We start from the raw sequence: 20717 nt of genomic DNA on the forward strand, positions 1-20717 counted from the left end.
CTAAGGTTTTTTATGCAGGCATTATCGGTGGTCTTTCACCCGCTTCTTCTGCCGACGATCATGTTTTTTGTTATTTTTCGGTACGTGCCTCAGGCTTTCAGGCCTCTGGCCGACGAAAATGTGCCGTACATTCTGCTGGCGCTGTCCACCACCACTCTGATTATACCTGTGCTGAGTCTTTTGGCCCTTCGGCTCACTTCAACTATCAAAAGCCTTCAAATGCACGATAAAAATGACAGGCTGGTTCCTTTTGTTTTTATTACTACTTTTTACGCAGTCACTACTTACATGTTTTACAGCAAACTCACCCTAAATCCGGTGTTGGTGCTATTAATGCTGACCACTACTTTGCTGATTGTGCTGCTAACCGGAATCACTTTCTTTTGGAAAATAAGCATTCACAGTGCGGGTATTGGTGGCGTTGTTGGCTTTATCCTGGCCCTGGTTCATATTTTTCCGGGAAGCGAGTTACTTATCCCTTTTGTGGCAGCAATTGTCGTGCTGGGCTGGGTAATGACAGCCCGTTTGGTGCTGCAGGCCCATAGTTTTTCGCAAGTCGCAGCCGGCGCTGTTCTCGGAGGAGGATTTTGTTACCTGATGATGATGGTATTTTCCTGACCTTAGAAGCCGTTAAACGAGATGCCGATTGTATTGGCAGTAACGTTGATGCCGTTCGGGCCTTTGCCACTTTGAAAAACGTCGCTCAATCCCATTTTGTAGTAGACAGAGAATCCGCCAATGCCCAGTCTGGCATGTACACTGTATCTTATTTTGTTAAGATTCCAGTCTTCTCTCTGCTTGGTCATTTTCTTGCCTCCATCGTCCTCGTATTTGAACTTGGTATGTGCCTCGAACAAATAACCTATGGAGCCACCGACGCCAATAAATACACTGCGTTCTTTGTTTTCCAGGTTCGGAACAAACCGCAGCTCCAATGGAACGTCTATGTAGTTAGTGATTAACTTACTCCTCAATACTTTTACATCGGCAATGGAATCAAGCACAAGGTTGGTTTCACCTCCCGTTGTTTCGTAGTCGAAGCCGACAGCTTTCTTAAAGCTATATCTGTCAAAGCCAAAGCCAATGCCTGGTACGAAGGAAAGCTTCAAGCTGGGGATATCGAAGTGATAGGTATAACATAAATCCAATGGGCGGGATTCAAATACTTTGGTTTTCATACCGTCAGGGGCATCGACAAAGTAGCTCGAGCCTAAATTAATCAGGAGCTTGCCAGGCAGGTCGGGCCTTGGGCCATGTATTTGTTGCGTTTCTTTGTTGTCGTTAGGCTCCGTGCCGGCATTGCCAGACGCAGTAAAAGTGAATGTTAATACCGATAGAGCTAATAAAATGAATCGCTGCATGAATAGAAACGTTGCTTTTTTGAATAATAGAGCGCAAAGATAACTTAAAATTACTAACTAAGAATGTCAAAGTCTTTTTTAATGAATCAAGATATATTAACTTTGCACCCCGTAATTAATGATGAGATGTTAATTCAGCGTCCGATCAGTGATTAGACCAGAAAGCCTTGCCTCTCGTTTAACATGACAAGAAAGCCGGTGGGATGGTTGGGGAATAGCGGAAAATAAAATAACTGGACCTGTAGCTTAACTGGATAGAGCATTTGACTACGGATCAGAAGGTTGGGGGTTCGACTCCCTCCAGGTTCACATTGAAAATCAAGGAGTTATGACGAAAGTTGTGACTCCTTATTTTTTGATACATACAAGGGTTCATTTTTGAAGGGAATTTGTGCCGTCAATTACTGTCCGAACAAAAACAGGGATCAAGCGGGAAATCTGGGGAGTAAGACGCTGAAATAACGTTGTACCATTTGGCGAATGATAGACAATAAAGAAGCAAAACTGGTTCAATGCGTGCCGCCCGGCCGGGTTAGGCTTGGACCTTTTGCCTCTTTATGTAATGACATAATACTCTTGTCAAAAAAATTAGTCCCCCAGAAATATTGCTTGATCCAAAAACAGATATAATGAGCCTTAATCGGGCTGATTGCGGTGTTTGTAGAAACCCCTTCGTTCATAAGGACGCCTGAGTCAGGTTTAGCCCTTTGACATCTTTTCTCCTTGCTTCCTTATTCTCGCCAAATCTTCTGATGTTTTAAGCTTCTACCGTCTTGCTTGGCTACGGTGATGATATACATTCCAGAAGGCGCCTGGCTCATATCTATGGCAGTCTTGTCCTTGGAAATTTTGAACTTTCCGAATCTCTGTCCGCTAATGCTATGAATTTCTGCAACAAGTGGAAGATTTTTGCTACTCAGGTCTTTCAATACTATCTCCAATTTATCTGTAACAGGATTTGGAAAGATTTTAATACTTTCTGCCAGTTTACCGTCGACGCCAGTAGAAACGGATTCTTCTACAAAATTGATTGTTTCTTCTACCTGCTCTGCTGGCGCAAATTCTTCATTGCCGTCTTGATACGCCATGATTCGAACTGGTCCTGCTTCGGTAACAGAAAGTTGAGAGCCTGTTAAATGTCCGGAACCCTCGATTAGACGGAATGAGACCTCGAGCCCACTGCTACTTGTCGCAATTAAATTAACAAGCTCGATTGAACTCCTGATAAATACAGTGTCTGGAGCAATAAATGTGATGGTTTGAGAACTTTTTAAATCGTCATCACTATCATCGTCATCTCCCTCGTTCTCTTGCTCGTCAACAACGTTGATTGTTATAGCAACCTTTTCAATAAAAAACCCGTCGGTTACTTCGGTATTCAACGTAATTACAGAATTGGTTTCAAAGTCAAATGCAGCCGAATCAGAAATATATAGATCTCCTTGTGGAGTATATGAAACACTGTTAATTACGCTTTCACTTGAGATGGAGAACGCTAAATTGTGATTGTATGAATCGGACATTTTTAGAGAACCGATTTTGTGCCCTCTTGGACTGTTTTCTTTCACTGAAAAAGTAGTGTCACTTACAGAGATAAAGTGGTTAGCCAGGTTGACTTTGGTACTCCCGAATAGAGTTAACCCGGGCAACATCTCATTTGATATTTCCAATCTGTAATACCCAATATTTGACTCAGAAACTGTGATGCTCAATTCAGGGTCTTCTGAGGTCGCAAGCAAACTGTTGTTAGGTGCGAACCAGCTGAAGATGCATTCTGGAACATCTGTGTCTATGTTAGCCTTTAGCGTTACCTGAGCACCTTGTGTGACCTCAATAGCAGGAGAGTTTAGCGCCATGATGTTTTGCCGGTTATATTGAAATTGGTCAGTAAACAAATCTTTCACCGGAATTAAGTCTTCAAAAGACAATTGGTTGTTTGCAACATAGAGGCTAAGTTTATGTGAAGCTGTAAATTCTGGCAGGGCTGATAGTTTATTGCCTTCCAAATACACATATCCTTCTTGCATTAGATTTATACCAGCAGGCACGGTGTTTAGGGAGACGTAGCCCAAGTCTAAGCCTTGAAGTACTTTTAGATCACTGAAGTCGAAACTTTCTAAGTTGGATATTTTGCTATGTCCAAGACTCAAAAAGCCAAGGTTCTTAAGTTGAAGCAGTTCGGTGGGCAGCACGCCATCAATAGAAGTTTGGGTGAAATCTAAAAGATACACATTTGGGAGATTCGTTATGGCCGGCGAAATCGAACCAGCTACTTTTGAATTTGCACGAAAGCTTAGGTGTATCAATTCTGTTAAGCTATAGAGTTCCTCTGGAAGCGCTCCAACTACGTTATTATCTCTGATATAGGTAAGGCCGTCTTCCATTACGAAAGCTGATAAATCAAGTCCTGTCACCCGATTTCCCAAAATTGTCACGCCAGACCATTCGTTGACCGGCCTTTTTAAGTCCCATGGCGTTAGCCAATTGGAGCCTCCCATAGAATTGTATATGGCAAGAAGAGCAAGAGAGTCTTGCAGGAATTCATTTGATTCCGGGAGTGGCAAAACGTTAATGCTTACTGTTGCCCATGAATTTTGAGTGTTGTCCTTCGCACCAACATAAAATTCGTATGAAGGTCTAAAGTCATAATCCAGTGCCCCAGCCTCTGCTACCGAAATAATCCCAGACTGTTGATCAATAGCGAAATTCGCCGTGCCGCTGGCTGGATAGATGGAAAATGTCACTGGCGTACCTTCTGGGTCTTGCGCCAATATTCTTCCAATTTCGGTTCCAACGGGCGAATGGCCCATTACAGTAAACGTTGTGTCGGAAATCGATGGGGGTTCGTTTACATTGTTCAGGTTGATAACAACGGTTGCGGTATCACTCATTTTGGTGTCATGTGCAACAACCTGTAAATCAAACACTGGATTCGCTTCAAAATTTACAGGTCTACTGTCAAATATCGTTAAGATTCCGGTATTTGGATCAAGTGCAAAAGCACCTGTGTCGTTTCCTGAAGTTATTGAAAACGATAATTCATCATCATCAGGATCAACTGCCTTTATAGTTCCGACATATGTGTTTGTTACGGAGTTTTCATCAATTGTAAATTTGTCATCAGCAATTGATGGAGCTTCATTTTGATCTTTCAAGTTTACTGTAATCGTAGCTTGATTTGTGAACTCTCCATCGCTCACTTCTACCAAAAGTTCGAAAGTTGGGTGGATTTCAAAGTCAATCTGTACTGGATCAGCAACCGTGATTTTTCCGCTAGTTGGGTCAATAAGGAAGGCTCCTAAGTCATTTCCAGAAACGATTGAGTAGGTTATATCACCTTCTTCAGGATCAAAAGCTATGACAGTCCAGGTAGAAGTCCCAACTGGTGAGTTTTCGTCAATCGTGACCGCACCACCGTCCACTGACGGAGCTTCGTTAACGTCGTTTAATGTGATCACCATTTCAGATGAGAAGTTGATCGCATCATAGCCGGCATAAACAATAGAAAGGTTTAGGAAGTACTCATTTTGACTTTCAAAATCCAATGGATTGTTAACTGATAGGTAACCTTCTGCATTGATATTGAAATTATCATTTTCGAAAATTGAAATCGCTAGCTCATCCAGGTCAGATGGAAAATAGTTGAGGACATTACCAAACACGGTTCCTGTCGAGATATTTTCATCAATGCTGTACGAAATGTCTTCTTTTATTACCTGGTCAAATGGATAGAGCGCAGATGAGTCTGCCACTACATAAAAATGTCCATAATTATTGACTGGAAAAGTATCGTCAGATCCATCCGTTGCTACCACTTGCCAGAAACCAGGCTTCCCAATAAAATCTTGGCCAATAGAATAAATGACGGTATTGGAAAATAGAGTTTCTGTATACTCAACACCCCCAATAGAAATAATAAATTTATAGCTTACAGGATCTGCTTCTGGATCAGTAGCTTTTTCCCAATTGAAACCGAACTCGCCTGGCAATATTCTTTTATTGACTGGAGAAGTTAATGAAAATGATCCGGGCCGATCATTTTGGGGTAGTACAACAAGTGTGAAACTTAAAGTTAGCGAGTTGTCCGTTTCAGGGTTGACGATTTCCAATTCAATGACAAACTCGCCATTTTCATTTTTGTATGGCTCAAGAAGCAAGTATTCATCTTCAATATTAAAACTAGGGGTAAAACCCGCTGGATATCCGGGATTATCCTTCTGATATGCAAAAGCGGAAAACTCCAGTTCCAATGGCTCGGAATCTATATCTACATATAGGCTATCGAAAGGGATTTTGATCGACTTGTCTTCGTTAATTGTTACCGTTTTACCTTCAATGATTGCTATTGAATTATCATCAATAGATAAGACTGAAACATTGAAATCTTGTGTAAGAGAATTATAGCCATCCGTTACAGTTATCTTAAAAGACTGATCAGTGTTAACATCTGATTTTGGCCTGATGGCGAAGTTCCCTTTTGCAATGTCATATTCTACCATTATGCCACTCGAGATGCCAATAAACTCAAATGTCAGGCCTGCAAAATCCGTGTCTTGGTCAGTAAATAATGTGATTAAGTTGAGCGTATCGTAGTCCTGATCTTCAGTTAAATCAATTTGATTTGAACCAATAAATCGGGGAGGGAACGTGGTGTTGATATGAAAAGGCTGTGACTCGGAGAAAAAAGAGTAGGGGTCGTAAAAGGAGTATTTGTAAACATTATTGGTTCCGTCAACAGCTATTAGAAATTGGTTGTTGTATAAGGCACCTTGATCGAAACTGCCACTAATTATTTTTTCTTCCAATGATAGATTTGGCCCAATTCTATAGAATGAACCCCCGTCAACAATCCAAATATTTTGCCCGTCAAACAGTGAATAATCCGACCTGATAGAGTTATTGTATTCGATTACCTTGTAATTGCCCGTCCTTGTTCCTGATTGCGAAAGCTCATAAAATGTTTGAGTATCCAAATCGTTATCCCAGAAGAATTCATGTAATTTATTGTCGATGCATACCATGCAATCAACTTGACCATCAAAAGATTTACTCCCTAAATATGAATATGAGGTTGAGTAAATCCACAAGGTTCCGGATGTCGATGAGCTTCCATCCTGGAAGAAGTAGAGCCGATTATTACAGAAGTACATATTTACAGCATCACTTTGTGGGATCTGGGTTAAGTAAGGTGAGCTTGATACGAGAGTACCGTAATCATCTAGGTTGAAGATTCGCAACCGGCTATAAGACAAATCCGAATGAGTATCTAAAAAATATAATTGCCCATTATAAACTGCAGCAGCATCAAAATCATGATGGCTGTCAAAAGATTCTGTTTTACTTATTAATTTCAAAAAATCAGTTCCATTCTTATTCTTCATTCGGAATCTGGCATTTTCTATTCGCAAATTGGATGGGATCACCCAAATGATGGAATGACTTCCTTTTGGAACTGCCGCATTGTTCTTGATCTGATCCGAGGGAATGTCTAGCCAGCTACTTCCATCGAAATATTGCCAATTTGACGTCACAGCTGTTTCGCCCAGACTAAAATCAGCCGAGAAATTGATTTGTAAGCTATCCTTCTTTGGGTCCAGATCTATGTATTGAACATTGTCAATTGCTATGAAATTTTGTGAATCATCCACCATTTCCACAAATAGTGGTACCTCCTTGTTTTGAGTATCGGATGCAAAGGCCAAACTTATGTTGCTCAAGTAGCCAAAACTTCCATCGTAGTTTTCATTTACCGAGACATTCACAGTTACAGTCTCACCGACTTGGAAGGCACGGACTCCGTTTTCAAAAGAAACCTGGATTCCATTTGGAATTTCAGGAACGGAAACTACTATAGACTCATTGAATCCAAATGATCCTTCAGCTGTGACTTCGATGGTTTCATTGCGACCGGGAGCGAGCGTTAACTTTTGTTTTGAAAGTGCAGGTAAAAATTCAGCCTTTGGATCTATGACATCCACTTTCACTCTTTGAATATATTCTGGTGCCGACTTACGATCGATCTCTATGAAGAAATCATAGTAGCTCCTTGGATTATCGGCAGGAATATTAAAATGTATCTCACCAGCGTTTTGATCTGCGCTTAAATTATCGAAATGAAAACCCCAAGTCTCTAAAGCTGCTCGCCTGCTATCATTAACATCACTTTCATCTAAGAATTTGACGCCTTCAATGTTGGAGCCAGAACTAGCCGAAAATGGAATGGATGTAATCTTCCCTGCTTGCGCCTCAAATCTTAACTCATCAAGTTCAAAATCATCAACTTGATAATAGTATCTAAAAACTGCCCCATAACCCTGAAACCAACCTTTATAGATAAGAGCAAATCGATCAGCGTCGAATAGGCATATTCGATCAAGCTCCATTGTCTGCGTCTTGCCAGCTAAACTAACTCTCGCATCATCGTCGTCGTAGGCAAGTACATTGAATGATGAGTAGTTGTGAATGGTGTGGTTTCCTTCTAAAAACCACACATCACTGCCCCCATTGAGGTAAACATTATAAGGGTTGCTATTACCAACATAAACAGGATATTCTGTACTATTATTTCCAGATTTTGAATCCTTGCTGTAGTTCAACGAAACCTCAAGCAGATATATGCCTTCTTCATCTGGAGCTCGGATCGACCCGCCCGAGGCATAAGTTTCATTTGGCACGAGAGAAATGCTATTGTTGTAGTTACCACTTTCTTCCACAATTGCTCCCGTTGCTTCTGATCGTAATACATAGTCTACTGTAAAACCGCTGGCGGTACCGTTGCCTGAATTGAAAATTTGATAATCGAAGGTTATGGTGTTGCCTGGTTTCGTATAAGATTTACTTGTGGAAAATTGCCTGATGGATATGTCATAATTAGCTTGTGGCTCCGATATCTCAAAATAATCCGAATCATCGAATATGTCAGTATCTCCTTTCACATAAACCCTGATATTGTAGCTATTGTCTAATGCCTGATTCGATGGTATAAACCATTGGATTGCCTTGTTGGTAGTGGAGGTTGTAATGATCGCTCGTCGTAGATCATCTTTATACAGGTCTACCACATACTCTGTACCGGTAGGTAGCGCTGACTGCCATTGAATAGCCATTGTTTGACCCTGACTGTATGAAGTCTTATTGGGATAGATAATATTAATATCAAAAACATCACCCTTGTTGGGTATTGAAAATGACCCTAAATCGCTCCATTCGCTCCAGTCATCACCAGTGTCCAGGTAACGAACCTTCCAGGTGTAGGAACTCCCGTATGAAAGAGCTTCGCTTTTACGAACATCCTCGCTTGCAGCGTCATAACCGGTATATGACCCCAATGAATAGGTGTGAAAATTATCTGAAGAATTGTTGATGAAGCCTGTGTTGTATATGAGTTCGCTAGAGGAATTGAAGACCTTTAGTTGGAAACCTTTTTGAGGATCGGCTTCAAGATCATCTGCCACATACTGCGAAAAGGCTAGACTTGGGCTTAGTGACGAATATTGATTTTCTGTTAATGTTGGTTTTCCAGGTGGGGAATTTCTTGCCAGCGAGATCTGACCCATGTAGTCAAAATAGTTTGATCCTTTGTCATCAAATAGGATGCCCCATAGCGTATATCGCCCTCCTGGTTTCGTTGAAAGATCAAATGATCTTGATCCCGATTTGCTGCTCTGAGACAATTGAATTACATCTCCAATCCACTGATGGTTATCAGGATCGTTTTCATTTGCCTTTTGCCAGGGAGTGGTAGTATTAATGTCTGGGTCAATAGCAACTTGTAGGTTTGCTTCAGCCTGAAACTCAGAGTCCCATGCAATAGAAAGGAGATCATTTTGCATTGTCGTATTGTTAAGGTTAAGAAACAGTGACTGATCTTCGTCTCTATATCCTTTAACATATATTTTCCTATTTTCAGAAGCATTGGCTTGACATTGATCACATTTCAAACTAATTAGAAAAATGTCTCCTTCCGTATATGCCTTTTCATTGCCTGGCGACAGAGCATATTTCTTAAGATAGGCTGAACTACTTGGGTAAATATTTTTAAGGGTCTGACTATATGTGTCATAAATGGAATATTCCAGTTCGGCGTTGTAGTTTTTATCCAATGGATTTATTCTCCACTTACCATTTTTTGTCAAGTTTTCGATCTTGATAATAAAATCATTTTGTTGATTGCCGTTATTAAAGAATTCTATTTCAAGAGGCTTCTCTTGATATACATGAATTCCATCAAAATTCGCAGAGGAAAAGATCAGATCAGTTCTGCCATCATTATTTGTGTCCTCCCCTCCCTTAATTTCCGATAGGATTCCACTGTACTGAACTTGCTGATAGCAATCACAATTCGTGAAAGCTTGTTCTTTAACTAGTGGTAGCAAATCATTTTTCAAAGTCTTTGTAAAATCGTAATAGTCGATTCCATCAAAGGCCATTGCCGCATTGCCAACTGGCCCTAGAGCATCATTAAGAATTGATATGAGTTGTTCGGCTGCAATTTCCGCTCTTGCTAAATTATTGCTGTATGTGATTAATGAAACTCCACCTTTAAAGTCCGAATCACACCCATCAGCCGAAACGCCAAACAGATTTACATTCTCACTTCCTGATCCGTCGATTGTCGTTTGCAACCCATTGAATTGAACAAGAGGTAAGTCGATACTGGCAAGGTTAAGATTCTGGTTGATATACGGATCTTCAAAGCCAGGCGTAAATTCAATAAACTCGATACCTATACCTGGAAGAGAAGCCCCAATACTCAATGAATAGTCTACATAGACAGTGATGTATCCGTTAGCACCTTCCCAAGATGCATTGGGCTCATTATGAACGTATGAATAGTAATCTACTAAGTCAAAATAAATCTTAAAACCTAATCCGACATCCACCTGCGTTCCAACTCCAGCGGAGATAAAACCTAAGGGTTTTTGATTTAATACAGAGTAAGCCGTAACAAGATCGAATTGAGTGTTGCAATTATTTTGAACCTCCGCCCAATGAATCATGCCCTCCAGAAGTAAAGACTTGCTTCTGTCTGATTGGCTAAATGCTCTCAAGTTTAGAAGCATTAAAGAACATAAAATTATCAGCTTTTTCATAGATGTTCGCCGTTGACGGGCTCTTTAATCGCCTTCATCCCCCACCGGCATTACCTTCAGCCAAACCTTCTTAATATTCCAGCTTCTTGGAATGGTGCAGAGTTGAAAGCACATTAATTATAACTCACTAAATAAAGCCCTGAAAGTCAACGCATACTTATTGATTGGAGGCACTAATACGGCAATGAACCGTTCTTTTCATCAAGGAATGAAACCAGGAATTGATGCTAATGTATCCTCAAAGAAATAATGCCCCGAGAGGTATGGGGTAAGCGCAAGCGGATACAATTGGAAATTACAACAAGCCTCCAATGACTCTTATGGATCTTTCCGAAAGCCTTAATACTTCGGTTTGGCCGAAAGCTTCCAGAACACAAACCCCATCTTTCCGATCCACCTTAACCAGGTAGTTGATATTTAGCAGAAGAGAGCGACTAACCCTCAAAAAATCCGGATGATTAATTTTCTGTTCGATCAGCCCAAGATGTAGCGTTGACACTTCCTTTTTCCAATCCCCAAACCAAATCGTAGTATAATTTCCATCCGCCTGACAAAAAATAATGTCAGCCACATTCATCATCAAAAATCCAGTCTTGGTATTGAGGCGAACCTTCGGACTGCTCTGAAACTTGAACAGCAAGTCCTCGATACGGTGCTCAAAACTTTTTGGCACTTGCTGGTCGATCGCACGTTCAATAGCCTTGTTCAATTCATCCTGTCGAAGGGGCTTTGTCACAAAATCAAATGCTGAAGCTCTTATCGCCTCTACAGCATATTTTTCATGTCCCGTAGTAAAAATTACCATCAACTTTGGGGTATGATTCTTGATGGCGTCGAGAATGTCAAAGCCACTACCGTCTGGCAACTCAACATCTAAAAACAACAAGTCAGGTGGATGATCCAGCAATCCTTCTATGCTTTTCTCAACTGACGAAAACCTTCCAATAACTTCAATCTCAGCTCGTTCTACCAAATAATCGGATAGGATACGTAAATGATCTATCTCATCTTCAACAATTGATGCCGTAAGCTTTTTGGATGTCATTCGAAGTTTGGGTGTGTGTCTCAGTCAAATGGATCCGACCTTTACTGTTATCTTAATTTAGCGATTTTTTGAGTAGGAGGAATTCATTGTAGTAAAAAAAGGGAAGTTATTTATCGATTTGTGCCGCATTGCGAATGAACAATAGGAATTTTGAAATGAACCTAAGGGTGTGGAATAAAAACTCGCACCAATGTTCCGACGTTGGGTGGCTGGGGGTACGGATGATCTGAAATATGTTGGTGTACCGATGTACTATAAACGTCATTAAACAATTGAATCAATCGATACGTTATCTTGATGCCCTTTCCAGTCCCTCTCGTACCTTCACGTTGGGAGTTCTTTCTGCCTATACCATTGTCGGCAATCAAAATTTCAACGCCTTCCTCACAAGGGGAGACTCTTACGTCTATCCTGCCACCGTGTTTCAGAGATTTTATGCCATGTTTTATCGAATTCTCCACATGGGTTTGGATCAATAGCTTGGGTACTAGCAAGTCGTCAGGAACGGACTCATCCACTGTTATCTTGAAGTCGAAACTCTCGCCAAATCGAAACCTTTGGAGTTCGAGATAAGTTGTGACCGATGTCAATTCCGAACTGAGAGGTGCTTCGATTTTGTCAGAATCCACAAGTGAGCTTCTCAGCAACAACCCCAATTTGTCAAATATTTCCAAAGCCTTACTTCTTTCGCCAGTTTCCAATATGGTTCTAATGGATCCCAGAAGGTTGAAAGTAAAGTGTGGATCTAGTTGATTTTTTAACGAATTGACCTGTAGAAGCAAATATTCATAGTCAAGAGAAGCTTCTTTGAGCTCACGGTAGCGAATGACCAGTCTTGCTATGCCAAATAATGCAATATAGGCTAAGAGAAAAATTGCCCATTTGAACTGAGTGAACTTGTTTGTTTCGTAGTCGAATAGGTAAAAGTGATCCGGATAATTTAGTGAGATTTGTGCCGGGCTGCCACTTACACAGTTGACTGAAAAGGGAAGAATATTAGGGTCTAATCGCAGCTCACCTTTTGGGATCGGAACTAATACGCTTTCTTTGAAATCGAAAGTATGTATATATAGCTCGTCGGACGATGAAACAATATGCTCGTCCCTGAGATCACAGTCAGCATCAAAACTATATAGTAAGGCTGACTTGGCTGGTAACGAATATTGTGTCTTTTCTGTGTGGCGGTTTAGTAGGTAAAGTACGCCTGCCTCGGTGTCTATTTTGTAGGCTTCAGTCCTTTGGTTGGAATACAGGGTGGTGTAATCCGAGTTAGTAATAATAGTGGTATCAATAGCTTGGCCGTTCTTTAAAATTCGGACGGCCTTTGTTAAACTATCCGCTTTACTTTGAAGGATGATTTCAAGGGTGTCTCCGTCAATGTTCCAGAAATTTAGACTCCCTGGGCGTTGTTTGTAAGGAATGGGATCTTCCAGGTAGTTCAGGTCATGGTCGTACATTATTAACCAAGACCAATGGTCATGAAGTGGGAAGTTTAGGGGAGTGTTGCCTGGTGCGTACCCCCAGGTTAAAAACTCTGGATAAGGGTCGTCGTCAAGATTCAAAACCTCGTAAGATTGCTTCCATGCTCCACTAACGGGCGTTGCAGTTACTGCTTTGGATTTCAAATTGATCAAGTAGTATCTTCGAGGTGAATAGTTGTATAGAGTTTGTATTCCTACTAGCAACTCTTTGTATCCATCTCCGTCGAAATCGTACCTTGCGTCTATTGACAGGACAAAATCTTCCTCGCCGTTGTAGGTTTCAACACGGTCAATAAAAAACGAATTTATAACTGGCTCATCCTCCCGGTAGTATTCGTAGCCATTTATGAAAACCGAATCGTTCAAGTAAGACGCAAAAAATATCTCGTCAATTCCGTTGTCATTGTAGTCGCCGAAGGCCGGGCTAGATTTAATTGGAAGATTTCCGAATGCATTGAACTGATGGTCATAATCTAGAAGAATGTAAAAAGAGTTTTGGTATTGCTTTCCAATACGAACCCTTTCCTTTCTTCCGTCTTTATTGAAGTCGTGGAAATATAGCCTGCCATATTCTTGACTCCGTTCGATTTCAACAAGTGTTTGATAGGGGAACAGAGGTTCAATTCCAAAAAGATTGACACATGTCCCTATCACTAAAGTTAATGCTAAGGCGGTCCGATACCTTTTGAAAAAATGAAAAAAAGGGCGTTGAAAATTCATCAACGTGGGTTGTTGGCTAAGTAATTAAGTTAGCAGTCAATTCTTTCGAGTAGAAAGTAGAAAATTTTTGGATCAATAGGAACTATTTGTTGCTCTAAGCTTCGGAAGATCAACAACAGTCAACATCACACTGCCAAAAGATCCACATTTCCACTAACAGGGAGAGCTACATAATGGTTAAATTCTCATGCAACGGAAATGTGTAGAACGATAATGTGTGTCGCCTTTGCACGACAGAGCGTTATTTCATGTCAATTTCTTTCTCAACCACTTAACCAGGAATTGTGACTCGTTGCATTTGGAGTCAAGGAGTGTTTCTTTAAAAACACTAGCTAGTAGACCTACTCTTTCGCAGCGAGAGTCAATGCCTCCAGGATGTACTTATTCCATGCTCGGCCATTAAACCCACTTGACGGGTGTCTTATGGTAGTGGCAAGTGCTTGGCCACCATTTGTTGCCATCCACCACGTTTTGATTTTTGAATCTGTACCTAAGAACGGCCCCGGGTTTTCTTTGAACCTTGACAAATGACTTGACAACCGGTAGCCCAGAATAACAACAAAATCAGGATTCAGTTTATTCAATACCTCCTGAAACGCTGGGGCGCTCCTTTCCCAACTGTCCGTTGGTGGTGCTTTTCTAGCGCTGTCGCCAGCAGTCTCTTGTACATAGTTGTAGAATGCCACAGAGTTCCAGAATTTCTTTTTGTCTTCTAGCGTAGGGGTAAATCCGATAAAGGTTATCACAATATTGGTCCAGAAAGCTTTTTTGAACTTTTTGTCTTGGATTTGCTCAGACACTAATTTTTGTGTTACCTCTGGCCATTTATTAATGTCTTTTTCGTTCCATGTGTAATGGGATTCACCTAACACAAGTGTCGTAACTCCACTTAGTCCTTCCTCATAGTGAGGTCCTTTCCACGGCAAAAATTTTACCTTTTCAGTATACATACGGATACATTTCTGTTAATTTAGTCATTATTACAGCAAGTGTAATGGCCACTTCTTTCAGTAGAGATTTTGTCATTTTGAATTCACCACGACTGACTTCCATTTGACAGGGAGGAGTCGATCAATAAAGACTAAGTCTACTTCTATTGAAAGGATCATTGACACCTCACCCCGCCCTATAATACCCCTGATTGCCTCTTTCAATATACAACCTTGCATCCTTTGCTTCAGGCGTACCCATTCCAGCGTTGTACATCTTCAAATCCCTGGCAACAATTTTTTCTGTTCTGGAACGTGCCATCTCTTCCATCTTTTGAAGCTTGAACTCGTAGTGAGTTTGGGAGGAACAACTCTTAATGATCACCACCAAAAACTCCATGGTGAATAATATCAGCGTAATAACGATGTACACTGCCATCATCATCAAATCATTACTAATGAATTTAAACATCACTTTCATCCTGGTGAGTAGTGAATTCTCACTAAACCCCTTTTCGAACTTAGTTGCTAGCTCAGTTTTTTCCATTTCCCTTTTTGCCTCTAGCAACGCCAGGTCCTGTGCGGACCTTTGATAAGACTGACCCTGCGCTTCAGTGAGGGCCAATTTTGTCTTTGTAATTTCACTTACACCTTTGATGCCGCTCCCTCCAGTGCCGTCGGCTTCAGCCTTTACCTCTTGCATAGCCGTATTCCAGGTTGCATACTTCGCTGCCACCTGTTCCTTTAAGGTGGTTACTTCGGGGGAGTACTTGTTCTCAATATCCTCAAGCTCTTCATCCAAGAGACCTTTTTTATAAGTGACCATCTGACCATTGATGTCATTATGAAACAAGATTTCATCAATGATGATAGATCCAATCGAAGCGACCAGTAGGCCCAGAAAGATTCTGAAGGTGTTCATTTTCCAGTTTTTTGGAGCCATGATTATAGCCCGTTCGAGCAAAAAAATCAGGAACGACAATACGATTGCGGTCGCCAGGGAAACCCCAAACGACAGACCAAGAATCATCTGGCCCAAAAGAAAGCCCTGGAAAAACCAAAGGATCACAGGAACAAACAATACCGAACTGAGAAGCAAAACCTTTTTTCTGCTTTCAGCCGTTTCGTCTTTCAATAGGTTATAATCTTCACCGAGAATTGAACAAGCAGTTTTTAGCATGACATTTTGGATTAAAGTATAGTTAATGGTTTGCTCAAGATTTCGAGCTCCTGGTATTGAAACACTCCCTTAAAATAGCCAGCCTTATATTTGGCGATTGGTTTTTGAAGAAATCCCTGCCCAACTGCTACCATGTCTTTCTGAGCCACATATTTGCCAATTGCCTCGTGAACCTGCTCATGGCGTAGTTCAAGTTGGTCTCGCAATTCAATAAAATCTTCCGATCTGTAGGATCTGATCTGAGTAGTCAGATTGTATGCTTCAGCCTGAAGGCGGTTAATTTCACTTTCCAGATACATCAGGCAGTCACCCTGCAACTCCTCCACTTTTAGCTCAAGGTACCTTTCACTGTGGAAGTTGTATCCGTCAGAATACCCTTGCTGATCATAATCGGTATTCAAAAACAACAAAAGCGAAGATTTTGACGAAGCCTCTGTTGGTTCGATATTTGTTGCCTGACTTGGACGTGCCTGGTTAGCAGGCTCTTCTTTCTCTATGAATATTCGCTCAAATTTCTCCATTTGTGGATTTAGGGCGTGGGTGCCAATCGCACTGTTTTCCATTTCTGATGACGATGCTTTTTTTCTTTTAAACCAATTCATAGCCTACGCTTTTAGTTATTTGAAATGTGGATACTTTAAATAGACTGTGGCCGAGACGATGGCAGTCTGAGCAAAGGGTAACCAAGTACTTCCCAGCATACTCCCAGGGCTTAATGAACTCTCCCTCCATGTGCTGATACTGGCGGTGATGAACGTGCAAAGACGAAGTTGAGCCACAGCCCAGGCATTGGTGCCCGTCTCTCTTGAGAATTTCATCCCTTCGAGTTTTCCATTCACTGGACTCAAGTAATTCGTTGTATGTTGCTGCTTCCTTCATGGTACAAGTTTACTTGCTGGGAATGCAGCCAATTTGCATTGGAAAAATTCTTGTAATTTTCAACAACTTTTGTTGCCAAGATGATGAGCTTCTCAGGCGTAAAGCACCAACCAATCGGCTGGGACATGAAGCAGGCTGTGTTCGAAATTAGCTGAGTGGATAAATGCCTATCGACCTCTAGATCGTGAAAAAGTATCTAGAAAAAAGTATTTGGCCGGTTAATCACTTGACGCATAGAATGTTAGCAGCGATCGAATAAATAGGTCTGTAACGTCAACCATTTGCGGAATTGACACGTCTTGTCTGCGTACTTTAGCGCCATCGTGAACTTCAGAATTTCGAAATCCCTTCATTTCGTTAATGATTCGAGTTTCATTTCCCCAGCACTTTTCTTTTCGGTACAGAAATTTGAATGCGGCAAGCTTAATCCTATCCATTAAGTCTATTGGGATACCTAGCTCGAAAGGAAGAACGTGGTTCTTAAGTGCTTCGAGAATTCTTGGTTCGTAGTTATTATCAACACGAAACACAAGGCCGGTATTGAAAACATTATCTCTAAGCGTTTTGCGGTACTTATCCTTTAATACAACGTTAAAATCGTCAATTGTGATTGAGTGAGGGAGAATCGATGTTGTTAGTCCCTCAAAGATTTTGCATGCTGCTAAAGATAATTCACTTTTGTCACCTTTATTTACAGCTATCAGAAACTGTGCGTAGTGATAAATCCATCTTTTACGATTAGCACTATCAGGAACGCTTTTAAAGAGCAGTTCTGCGACACCCTTATGTCCTTCAAGATCTACCAAACCAACATGCGATTTTATTTGAACTACGTCTTCCTCAACCTGCCCTATCCGAGAGGTATGCTCATCGACTAGTTTTGCTATTTCTTCCGGATCTTTCATCCTGCTCAATTATTGCCAATAAAAATTCCCTATCTGCTAAGTTAGTAGTATTGACTTCTGATACAGGGAGTTTGGTCACAGTTTCTGGTATGCCACGATAGTGTATCGACTCAACAAGGACTTTGAAAAGCTGCTTGTCATTTTTTGAAAGATGAAAATACCTGACAAGCATGCTTTGAACCAGTGAATCATTACCCCCCCCGCACCATTTTTATATTGAAGAATGTTATCAGCTTTGAGCAAACAGATTACCCAGCTGCTCAGCAATGGATCAGTCTGCTATACCCTCACCTGAAGGAGCGAAATCCCCTTTCCCTGAAATATAAGCCATTTGGAATAGAAGTGCCATTGGATCTAAAAGTGGTTCCGCTGATGCTGAAAGAATTCAATGCACGCTGGTACCTGATTGCTCACGACCTGGAAACAAGTAAAGTAAGAAACTATGCGCTTGATCGAATACAATCAATTGAGGAGTATTACTTCGATCTTTATCAAACAAAGATAACCTTCAATCCAACCACTCATTTCAGCGATCTGGTTGGAGTAACAGTCACCGATGAAGGCCCAAAAACCATTCGCTTCCAGACCTCTCCTTATCTCGCCAACTATATAGACACTAAGAAAATCCACCACACACAGCGTAAGTTGGATAAAGCAGAAAACTTGTACGAACTGAAGGCCCATATCAACCCTGAACTGATTGCACGGTTTCTAAGCCTTGGAGAGGATTTGTGGATTTCGGCGCCTAAAGAGTTGGTGGAAAGAGTTAGAGGAAAGGTGGCGGCGATGAAGGAGAAGTATGGTTGATCACGTAGTGGTTCAAGCTGTGCAATTTGATAACAAAACATGCTTTTTATAATTTACGTTGTAGTTTTCCTTCGTTATAAAGAGCCATTTCATCAATTCGAATGGATGTTATTCCTTTGGGACAAAGGAAGAGTAGCCTGCACCAAAAAATGTAGAGCAAACTCCGAAAGCGAGGATAAAGGTTTGCTGCTTTCTTCGACTAACTTGAAGTTTTGATTGTATTTGATGGCATATTAACTGAATCAATCTGTACCCGTTTCACAAACCGGTTTCAGGAAAGCTTCTCAGCAATGGGAGGCTTTCCTTTTTTTGTGCTGTTCCGCTCAAAGACTTGCTTAGCTAAAGCCAAACTTAACTGCCTCCGTCCCTTTGAACCCACAATTTTCTACCACGAAAAGCGACCCGGCCAGTGGCTGCTCTTCGAGCTGTTCGTTGGTGAGCCCTACTTTGGCCGATGTGATATAGAGGTCTCGTAGGTCATCCCCTCCGAAAGTGCAGGAAGTAATGCGGGCAGCTGGCATGCGGATGCTCAACAGCTTTTGCCCTGATAGAGGGTTCCAGCGGGCAACTTGCCAACCATCCCAGTGGCCAATCCACAGCATGCCTTCGCTATCGATGGTCATGCCATCGGGCGAACCTTCTTCCTCTGGAATGGAAATAGCTACTCGCTGATTGGAAATATGGCCGGTTGCATGGTTGTAGTCATAGGCCACCACCTTTCGGGTGGGTGAATCAATATAGTACATCGTTTTTTGGTCGGAAGTCCACGCCAGGCCGTTGGAGATGCTGACACCGGGTATTTTTAACGTGCAAGTGCCATCAGTGTCGAGCATGTAAAGATTACCGGCTCCTTCCACTTCCGATAGTGCCATGGTGCCCGCCCAGAAGCGACCCGCCGGATCACATTTTCCTTCATTGAAGCGGTTGCCTGGCAGGTGACTTTCCGGATCAACCAGCGGCTTTACAGCTCCGCTGTCCCGTTCAACTATGGCCAGTCCGCTTTTCATGGCGGCGATGAAGTCACCGTTTTTGCACATGGCCACTGCTCCGACCATATCGTGCAGTGGGGTTTGCCGGTGGCTGTTTTTAGACGGGCTGTACTCATGAATAATGCCATTCAGGATGTCCAGCCAGCAGATGACTTGTCGTTGGCTGTCCCACACAGGGCCTTCGCCCAGCAGGCACCGGTTGGAAGTGACCACTTTGTAGGGTTGTGTCAGGGGTTTGGTCATGGTATCAGAGGTGTGATTTAGCGAAAGTCTGTCGGAATAGGGCCGTTTCAGTTATTCATCAGCTCTTAAATATGTGGGAGTTAATTGGATTGTGCAACAGCACACTTTTAAAATTACGCTGCCCATTTCAATTACATAGCACACAACAAGAACATCGGGGCGACAGGTGTCTTCATCCTGATAATTAGGATTCTTTTTCCTATTTTTCGAAAAATATCCGTTCCCTTCTACTCGTTGAAGTGTCAATGGCAATAAAATATCAAATATCCTCAGTTTTCGTATTGCTGCTTTTAGCCTGTGGCCCTCTTCAGGCGCAGGAGGAGGAATTTTCTTTTGAGCCCAAATACGATTCCCCCCTCACCATCGACCTGGATGCGCTTGACGAGGAGAATGAGAAAATCGACGTTAAGAAGAAAAAGCCAAAGAGGAACGTGTACTATGGAGTAAAGACGAAGAAGGGTTTCACCAGAACGGGCTTTGGAGAGAATACGGTGCTGGAATTGTTTAGCTATCTGAAGGTGTATCAGGAGCCGGATGAATATGTTAGAGACATTTATTGGTACAATTTCAAAAGAAAGAAAATTGTGGCCAGCAGAAATATCGACAAGGAGTATGCCGGAATTTTGCACGGCCCCTACCGCAAAGTATTGGGTGATCAGGTGCTGGAAGAAGGGTTTTTCTACAAGGGTACGAAACACGGTCGATGGGTAGAACTCAATAAATCCGACATTCTCCTCAACAAGGAAAAGTACTACAAGGGTTGGCCAAGGGAGTCAAAAATTGCTTATTGGGACGTTGAACGAACCAAAATGAAGGAAGTAATTCCGATTGAGTATGGGGAGAAGGAAGGCTACTACTATGCTTTTCATGCCAACGGACAGATAGCCGTAATGGGCGAGTACAAGTTTGACCACAAAGTTGGCGTTTGGCGGGAGTATTACCCTATCAGGAACAGGAGAAAACGTGAGGTCGAGTATTCAAAAGATCCTTTCGACGAAAGCTTTAGTCCAGTCATTCTGAGGGAATGGAATGACAAAGGAGAGTTGATATATGACAGGGAGCGCTTAATGGTGCAGCTAAAGTAAA

The 20717-nt window shown here is 41.8% G+C and carries 13 protein-coding genes and 1 tRNA gene; 4 read left to right on the forward strand and 10 right to left on the reverse strand.

Annotated elements, in window-relative coordinates; all coding sequences use genetic code 11:
- Positions 1–12: 12 nt before the first annotated feature.
- Complete coding sequence (locus RIF36_RS08045; protein ID WP_350124559.1) at positions 13–618, forward strand: phosphatase PAP2 family protein; 606 nt, start codon at positions 13–15, stop codon at positions 616–618.
- Positions 619–620: 2 nt separating this feature from the next.
- Here the strand turns inward: RIF36_RS08045 and RIF36_RS08050 are convergent, their stop codons facing one another.
- The gene (locus tag RIF36_RS08050; protein ID WP_350124556.1) at positions 621–1361 is read right to left on the reverse strand and encodes an outer membrane beta-barrel protein; all 741 of its coding nucleotides are present in this window, start codon (positions 1359–1361) and stop codon (positions 621–623) included.
- A gap of 235 nt (positions 1362–1596) precedes the next feature.
- On the opposite strand from RIF36_RS08050, the gene RIF36_RS08055 reads away from it, so the two are divergent.
- Positions 1597–1670: transfer RNA gene (locus tag RIF36_RS08055), tRNA-Arg, on the forward strand.
- 422 nt (positions 1671–2092) lie between these two features.
- Here RIF36_RS08055 and RIF36_RS08060 read toward each other — a convergent pair.
- From RIF36_RS08060 to RIF36_RS08095, 8 genes are all read right to left on the reverse strand, one after another.
- Positions 2093–10453, reverse strand: a complete 8361-nt coding sequence (locus RIF36_RS08060) for a cadherin domain-containing protein (protein WP_350124553.1) — start codon at positions 10451–10453, stop codon at positions 2093–2095.
- Positions 10454–10748: 295 nt separating this feature from the next.
- Positions 10749–11498: a LytR/AlgR family response regulator transcription factor gene (locus tag RIF36_RS08065; protein ID WP_350124550.1), complete on the reverse strand. Its 750-nt coding sequence runs from the start codon at positions 11496–11498 to the stop codon at positions 10749–10751.
- Positions 11499–11659: 161 nt separating this feature from the next.
- Positions 11660–13633 (reverse strand): histidine kinase, encoded by a 1974-nt coding sequence (locus RIF36_RS08070; protein WP_350124547.1) that lies wholly within the window; start codon positions 13631–13633, stop codon positions 11660–11662.
- 407 nt (positions 13634–14040) lie between these two features.
- A complete protein-coding gene (locus tag RIF36_RS08075; protein WP_350124544.1) occupies positions 14041–14649 on the reverse strand; it encodes a hypothetical protein in 609 nt (202 codons plus the stop codon).
- Positions 14650–14815: 166 nt separating this feature from the next.
- Positions 14816–15808 (reverse strand): DUF4407 domain-containing protein, encoded by a 993-nt coding sequence (locus RIF36_RS08080; protein WP_350124541.1) that lies wholly within the window; start codon positions 15806–15808, stop codon positions 14816–14818.
- Between the two features lie 11 nt (positions 15809–15819).
- Positions 15820–16410 (reverse strand): hypothetical protein, encoded by a 591-nt coding sequence (locus tag RIF36_RS08085; RefSeq protein WP_350124538.1) that lies wholly within the window; start codon positions 16408–16410, stop codon positions 15820–15822.
- Between the two features lie 15 nt (positions 16411–16425).
- Complete coding sequence (locus RIF36_RS08090; protein ID WP_350124535.1) at positions 16426–16626, reverse strand: hypothetical protein; 201 nt, start codon at positions 16624–16626, stop codon at positions 16426–16428.
- 279 nt (positions 16627–16905) lie between these two features.
- Positions 16906–17592, reverse strand: coding sequence for a hypothetical protein (locus RIF36_RS08095; protein ID WP_350124532.1), 687 nt, complete (start codon positions 17590–17592; stop codon positions 16906–16908).
- A gap of 183 nt (positions 17593–17775) precedes the next feature.
- Here RIF36_RS08095 and RIF36_RS08100 point away from each other — a divergent pair, with 183 nt between their 5' ends.
- Positions 17776–18399: a helix-turn-helix transcriptional regulator gene (locus RIF36_RS08100; RefSeq protein ID WP_350124529.1), complete on the forward strand. Its 624-nt coding sequence runs from the start codon at positions 17776–17778 to the stop codon at positions 18397–18399.
- Between the two features lie 335 nt (positions 18400–18734).
- Here the strand turns inward: RIF36_RS08100 and RIF36_RS08105 are convergent, their stop codons facing one another.
- Entirely contained in the window at positions 18735–19631 is an 897-nt protein-coding gene (locus tag RIF36_RS08105; protein WP_350124526.1) for an SMP-30/gluconolactonase/LRE family protein, read from the reverse strand.
- A 245-nt stretch (positions 19632–19876) separates the two neighbouring features.
- Between RIF36_RS08105 and RIF36_RS08110 the strand changes: the two genes are divergently transcribed.
- The gene (locus tag RIF36_RS08110) at positions 19877–20716 is read left to right on the forward strand and encodes a toxin-antitoxin system YwqK family antitoxin (RefSeq protein WP_350124523.1); all 840 of its coding nucleotides are present in this window, start codon (positions 19877–19879) and stop codon (positions 20714–20716) included.
- The last annotated feature ends 1 nt before the right edge of the window (position 20717 follow it).

Source organism: Imperialibacter sp. (assembly GCF_040222815.1).
In the GTDB taxonomy this organism is placed as follows: Bacteria; Bacteroidota; Bacteroidia; order Cytophagales; family Cyclobacteriaceae; genus Imperialibacter.